At 39.4% G+C, this 6,995-nt stretch carries 6 protein-coding genes; 5 read left to right on the forward strand and 1 reads right to left on the reverse strand.

Going from position 1 to position 6,995, the window contains the following annotated elements:
* Nucleotides 1-145: 145 nt before the first annotated feature.
* Both Q1K78_RS13005 and speG read left to right on the forward strand, forming a co-directional pair.
* A complete protein-coding gene (locus tag Q1K78_RS13005; RefSeq protein WP_300179459.1) occupies nucleotides 146-2,071 on the forward strand; it encodes a DEAD/DEAH box helicase in 1,926 nt (641 codons plus the stop codon).
* A 180-nt stretch (nucleotides 2,072-2,251) separates the two neighbouring features.
* A complete protein-coding gene (gene speG, locus Q1K78_RS13010) occupies nucleotides 2,252-2,773 on the forward strand; it encodes a spermidine N1-acetyltransferase (protein WP_300179462.1) in 522 nt (173 codons plus the stop codon).
* Between the two features lie 83 nt (nucleotides 2,774-2,856).
* On the opposite strand, the gene focA is transcribed toward speG, so the two are convergent.
* A complete protein-coding gene (focA, locus tag Q1K78_RS13015; RefSeq protein WP_300179465.1) occupies nucleotides 2,857-4,326 on the reverse strand; it encodes a formate transporter FocA in 1,470 nt (489 codons plus the stop codon).
* A 192-nt stretch (nucleotides 4,327-4,518) separates the two neighbouring features.
* Between focA and Q1K78_RS13020 the strand changes: the two genes are divergently transcribed.
* The 3 genes from Q1K78_RS13020 to Q1K78_RS13030 form a co-directional block, all read left to right on the forward strand.
* Nucleotides 4,519-5,424 carry a LysR substrate-binding domain-containing protein gene (locus Q1K78_RS13020; RefSeq protein WP_300179468.1) on the forward strand — a complete coding sequence of 302 codons (906 nt, stop codon included), beginning with the start codon at nucleotides 4,519-4,521 and terminating at the stop codon, nucleotides 5,422-5,424.
* A gap of 95 nt (nucleotides 5,425-5,519) precedes the next feature.
* Nucleotides 5,520-6,200 carry a hypothetical protein gene (locus Q1K78_RS13025; protein ID WP_300179471.1) on the forward strand — a complete coding sequence of 227 codons (681 nt, stop codon included), beginning with the start codon at nucleotides 5,520-5,522 and terminating at the stop codon, nucleotides 6,198-6,200.
* Nucleotides 6,201-6,395: 195 nt separating this feature from the next.
* Nucleotides 6,396-6,995 (forward strand): cache domain-containing protein (locus tag Q1K78_RS13030; RefSeq protein ID WP_300179474.1); only part of this gene is annotated, 600 nt, incomplete at its 3' end.

The following is a 6,995-nucleotide window of genomic DNA, read 5'->3' on the forward strand; positions in this document are numbered from 1 at the left end:
TAGGGCATCATCCGCGCCCTGAGTTAATCATCTTCTATATTGTTATTTGAAGTGATAAACCGTCCTGTCCCGAGTGCTTGTGTGTGTGTATGGAACTTGCTGAGCAAATGGGACCTTTTTTATATGTTTAATTATTGGGATCCCAATGTCAGAAACTATTACTGAATTCCGCCAACTGGCTTTAGAAGAAACTTTACTATCTGCTCTTGATGAAATGGGCTTTATTTCACCAACGCCTATCCAAGCAGAATCTATTCCTCTATTGTTAGCTGGACGTGATGCACTTGGTAAAGCTCAAACAGGTACTGGTAAAACAGCTGCTTTCTCTTTACCTCTTCTAAATAAAATCAACCTTAAGCAACATAACCCACAAGCAATCATCATGGCTCCAACGCGTGAACTTGCTATTCAGGTTGCTGCTGAAGTTAAAAACCTTGGTCGTAACATTAATGGCCTTAAAGTTTTAGAGATCTACGGTGGTGCATCTATCGTTGATCAAATGCGTGCTCTAGGCCGCGGTGCTCATATCATCGTTGGTACTCCTGGCCGTGTTAAAGATTTACTTAACCGTGACCGTCTAAACCTAGGCGAAGTTCATACGTTCATCCTAGATGAAGCTGATGAAATGCTAAAAATGGGTTTTGTTGATGATGTAACTTGGATTCTTGAAAAAGCACCAGAAACAGCTCAACGTATCCTATTCTCAGCAACTATGCCTCCAATGGTTAAGACTATTGTTGACCGTTACCTACGTAATCCTGCTCGTGTTGATGTTGCTGGTTCTAACCATACGGTTGACAAAGTTACTCAAAACTTCTGGATCGTTAAAGGCGTAGAGAAAGACGAAGCAATGTCTCGTCTTCTTGAAACTGAAGAAACTGATGCATCTATCGTATTCGTTCGTACTCGTCAAGATACAGAGCGTCTAGCTGATTGGTTAAGCGCACGTGGCTTTAAAGCTGCTGCACTTCACGGTGATATTCCTCAGTCTCTACGTGAACGTACTGTTGATCACATCAAAACTGGTGTTATCGATATCCTAGTTGCAACTGACGTTGTTGCACGTGGTCTTGATGTTCCACGTATTACTCACGTATTCAACTACGACATCCCATTTGATGTTGAGTCTTACATCCACCGTATCGGCCGTACTGGTCGTGCTGGACGTAAGGGTAAAGCGATTCTTTTAGTTCGCACAAACCAAATTCGTATGCTTCGTACGATTGAGCGTGTAACTAAATCTTCTATGGAAGAGATTGAGCTTCCACATCGCGATCAAGTTGCAGAAGCTCGTCTAGCGGTTCTTGGTGCTGAATTAGCAGCAGACAAAGAATTCGTTGCATTAGAAGCGTTCTCTGACTTAATCACGAAACTTCAAGAGACTCTAGAAGTTGATGCAGCAACAATTGCAGCAATGCTTCTTAAGCGTCAACAAGGTAAGCGTCCTTTATTCTACAAAGGTCCAGATCCAATGATCGCAGCGATGGAACGTGCTAAACGTCGTCCAGAGCGTAGTGAACGTAGTGATCGTGGTGACCGTCCTGATCGTGGCGAACGTCGTGATCGTGGCGAACGTCGTCAATACAACAATGACGATTTCGATACGTATCAATTAGAAGTTGGTCGTGACCAAGGTGTTCAAGTTAAAGACATCGTAGGTGCTCTAGCTAACGAACTTGGCTTCACTAAAGGTGCTATCGGTGCAATCAAACTTGCTCCGGGTCACACATACGTACAGTTACCTAAGAAAATGTCTGCAGACGTTGCAAGCAAACTTAAGCAACTACGTATTCGTCAAAACGAAGTGAAAGCGGTTGTTGTTGAAGGTGTTGACCTAACAATTGATCGACGTCCTCGTACTGGCGGTGGTGCTGGTGCTGGTGCTGGCCGTGATGAGAACCGTGGTGGTAACAGCCGTGGTGGTTATCGTGGTAATCGTGAAGGTGGTGCTGCTGCTGGTGGCGAACGTCGTTTTGACCGCAACAAAGGTGGCGATCACCGTGGTAGTCACCGTGGCGAACGAGCTCCAGGCGCAAGCCGTGCTCCACGCACGCCTCGCAACGAAGGTTAATCATTAAAGATTAAAATAAAAACCGAGCTCAAGTAGCTCGGTTTTTTTATGCCTGTCGTTTGTGTTTTATGTGAATTTATTTATTTCCGTTTTTATTGAATAGTGGTATTTTCTGCAAATCGCAATATGGATAAGATCGTTTGCGATGAATATTATTTTATTAGTTAATGGATAACTATAATGAACAATGAAATTCGACTACGCGCACTTGAACAAACCGACTTACGCTTTATCCATCAGTTGAATAACAACAGATCGATCATGTCATACTGGTTTGAAGAACCTTACGAATCTTACTATGAGCTTGAAGATTTATTTCGCAAGCATATTCATGACAGTACAGAGCGCCGTTTTATTGCAGAAAATAATGACCAACAGTCTATTGGTTTAGTTGAGTTGGTTGAAATTAATAGCATTCACCGCAGTGCAGAGTTTCAAATTATTATAGCCCCAGATTTTCAAGGCAATGGATATGCACGAGGTTTAATTCATCGTGCTTTAAATTATGCATTTACGATATTGAATTTGCATAAGGTTTATCTACACGTTGCAGTGAACAATGATAAAGCGATTCATCTTTATGAAAAATGTGGGTTTGCTGAAGAAGGGCATTTAGTTCAAGAGATTTTTGTGAATGGCAAATACTGCGATATTAAGCGTATGTATATTCTTCAAGATCATTATTTAGAAAGCCGAAAATAATAACGATTTCAAATGTTAGATACATAAAGGGGCTTCTATTTTAGAAGCCCCTTGCTTACCAACTGTGTTGTTATATTTTAAGGTTAAGCAACAATCGCTTCCATTTCATCTTCTTGCGTTTTTACGACTTCCATACGTTCGCCGTAGATTGAGCGTAACTGAGTAACAACATCACCACGAGTCACTACACCGACAAATTTATTGTCTTCGATAACCGGTAAAACACGTGGTTTAGCAATACGCATGTCACGAGCGCGGTCATTAACAGATAATGTACTGTAGCTAGTTGCATATCCCATGTCTGTTGTTGGGTATAAAGTTGGTTTATCAATCGCATAGAATTCAGCCAATTGAAGCAGGGTATCTTTTGATGAAATACTTGTGATATCGGTTTTCATTAAATCAGCAACAGTACGACCTTTTTCAGGTAAATAATCTTCACACCATAACTCAACTAATACATCATGTTCAGAGAAGAAACCTACGACTTCATTGTGGCTGTTGATAACAATTGCACCAGAAAGGTGGCGGTCTAATAGGTTATCCAGTGCAACTTCAACAGGCATTTCAGGGCGAAGTACGTAAGCGTTAATATCCATAAATTGATTTACTGTTTTATTCGCGTTCATTTCAGTTATTTCCTTTGTGTCTGAATCGGTAAAAAGAGGAGTAATTTGTGATGCTGGTACTGCATTTAATTGAGGGCGAGAGAAGATAGCCCAGTAACCTAAACCAACCAATCCTGCACCGCCGACGATATTCCCAAGAGTGACAGGGATAAGGTTGGCTGTAATAAAGTTAACGATATTTAGATCGGCGTATTGTTCTGGTGTTGAACCAACGGCAAGCCAGAATTCTGGTGGAGCAAGTTGTTGAATAGCAATACCTAATGGAACCATGAACATATTGGCAACACAGTGTTCAAAACCGCTGCTAACAAACATAGCAACAGGAAGAATTACCATGACTGCTTTGGTTAACATATTGGTTGAGCAGAAGGTCAGCCATACCGCTAAACACACCAACAAGTTACATAAAATACCTAAAGCAAATGCTTCTAATGGTTGATGGTGTAATTTATGTTGTGCGATGTTTAAGGCGTTTAAACCCCATTGACCGCCATCGTTTTGATACATACCGGCAGAAACAACGAGTGCTAATAACAAAGTGGCACCGATAAAGTTACCGATATAAACCTTGCCCCATATGCCCAACATCTTGCCAAAACTGATCTGTTTATTTGCAACGGCTATCGCCGAAAGTACAGAACTGGTAAATAATTCACCACCACCTATAACAACAAGAATCAACCCTAAGCTAAAGGCTAAACCACCCGCAAAACGACTGATCCCCCAACCTGTTTGCGTATTACCTGTTGTGACCGTGATATAAAAAATGAAGGCTATTCCGATAAACACACCGGCCATAATAGCTAAGCCAATTACCATGCTTGTCGGCTTCTTTGATTTAGCCAGTGCGTAGTAAGCCGCTTGTTCCATCATTTCACTGGGATTAAATTGTCCAGTAGTATTTGGACTGAGGTTAGAGCTCATTTGTCCTCCTTAAGTAATTGGTTATTAAGAGACTCAAGAGAAAGGAGTTGACCTCGCTTGCTTGAGCCCATTTAGATTATGAGAAAATCAAAGGTAGGTAAAATTGATTATTTTTAGGATCTATATCAGTTTTATTGATGCGAGTAAGATGGTATGATTATTTCAAAATAAGTTCTTATAAAAGAGATGGTTATGCGTTATTCATTAAAGCAGTTGGCAGTTTTTGATGCAGTCGCAACAACAGGAAGTGTCAGCCAAGCGGCAGAGTTATTGTCATTAACTCAATCAGCGACCAGTATGTCGTTGTCTCAATTAGAAAAAATGCTAGGACGATCTTTGTTTGAGCGCCATGGAAAGCGAATGGGGCTAACTCATTGGGGTGTATGGCTTCGTCCTAAAGCAAAGAAGCTCATTCATGATGCACAACAGATAGAATTAGGCTTTTATGATCAGCATTTGATCAGTGGAGAAATCTCTTTAGGCGCGAGTCAAACGGCGGCAGAGCACTTAGTTCCAAACCTTATCAGTAATATTGATAATGATTTCCCAGAGATTCGAATTTCTCTAGGGGTAAAAAATACCTCAGGGATCATTAATGGCGTGCTTGATTATAAATATGAACTTGGCATCATTGAAGGGCGATGTGATGACAGTCGTATTCATCAAGAAGTCTTTTGTAAAGATCACTTAATTATCGTGGCAGCAGCTCATCATCCTTTTGCTAAGCATGAAACAGTAAGCTTAGCCCAGTTAGAGCAAGCTAAATGGGTATTACGTGAGCATGGGGCAGGGACGAGAACGATCTTTGATAGTGCAATCCACGATAAAATTCCAGATTTAGATGTGTGGCGAGAGTATGAATATGTGCCAGTATTAAGAACATTAGTCGCAAATGGACAATACTTAAGCTGTTTGCCTTACTTAGATGTGGTTAAATACATAGATCGAGGTGAGTTAGTGGCTTTAAACGTCCCTGAATTAAATATGGAGCGAACCTTGTCTTTTATTTGGCGTTCTAGTATGGACCAAAATCCAATCAGTAGCTGTATTCGTCGTGAAGGGATCCGAATGATAAAGAGCCATCATGTTATTCGTTAGCATTTCTACATGAAAATCGACTTCTTAGTTTGTGTGTTATTTGCTATTCTCATTCACAGATAATTACGACTTATAGATTTAGGGATAAAAAAGAGATGCCAGCCTTATCAGTTTTATTGATGGATAGCTTTAATTACTTCAAAAAGCATTTTATTGCTTTCTGTATTCTTGTTTTACCATTTGCATTACTTACCAATGGTATTGCATTGAGTTTTAATGAAGAGGATGGCTCAGGTAAGTTTTTAATTTACATGTTGTTTATTTTAACTATCTATCCTTTTTATAAAGGCGCGATTCTTTATTATATTGCGTATTCGTTTGATGGACGTCGTGTTCCATTCAGTCAGCTATACCAGATCCCTGCAACCACGTGGTTTTCATTTGTTTTAATGAATATTATTTTAGGTGCAGCAGTATTAACTGGATTTATTGCCTTAGTGTTGCCTGGTTTATATCTGATGGCGCGTTTCTCATTCACCGAAATTTATTGTGTGCTTTATAAAGAGAAGACATTAGATGCAATAAAACTAGGTTGGCATGAGACAAAAGACAATTATTGGATACTCTTTAAAGGTTTAGTTATTATTTTTGGCTTTACCACAGGATTAATGTGGATAATTGAACATGGTTTTTCCTTAATTGGTCTTAAATCAACAGCACTATCTTTCTTTTTTTCGGTGTGTGAAGTGGTTTTATCAATGATGAATACGATCTTTATGTTTAGAGTCTTTACAGTGAACACTAAGAGATTAGAAGAAATTCAACAAATTGACTAACTTAGTTACTATAATATTATAACTGTCTGAAATATCAATAGAAGCAGCTAATCCGAGAGGTTAGCTGTTTTTTTATGCTTATTTATAAATGAGACAGCTGTTGCAAAATTGTTGTACTGTGCTTTATTAGTTGTTTGTAATCATAGAAGGTGTCAATTAATGTAAGAATTCATTGCTGAATATAGGGAAGTATCTATGAAGTTTCGTCATAAAATAATTGCAGCGTTCTCCGTTATCATGGTGTGTACGTTATCGATGTTAAGTTTTGTTCAATACCTGAATATGAAACAAGAAGTGGAGTATCAAGTTGAGTCAAGTATTGTAGAAATCGTCAACGGCGTTCGAAATACGGTGAGCTCAGAGCTTTCGGGTAAGGTGATGCTGGCGGAATATGCAACAGCGATGATTAAAGCGAACCCAAAGCCAGATTCAATATTGACAGTATTCAAGCAAGCACAAATAAAAAGCGCTTTTCTTCTTGCTGGTGTAGGCTTTGAAGATGGAACCTTTTTAAGTAATGATCTGTCTTGGAACCCTTCTGATTATGATCCAAGGGCAAGAGGTTGGTATATAGACTCAAAGAAATTGAGAAAAACACTGATTACAGCCCCTTATGAAGATGCTGAAACAAAAGATATCCTTATATCCATTGCTACTACTATTGAAGAAAACGGTCAATTTAAAGGGTCTTTATTTTTTGATTTAAGCCTTTCTCGTTTAGCTGATTTAGTGAATCAAGTTGAGTTGTTTGGAGCTGGGTATCTATTTATTGTAGATCAAGATGGTACAGTAATC

This window comes from uncultured Aliivibrio sp., from assembly GCF_946479765.1.
Taxonomy (GTDB): domain Bacteria; phylum Pseudomonadota; class Gammaproteobacteria; order Enterobacterales; family Vibrionaceae; genus Aliivibrio.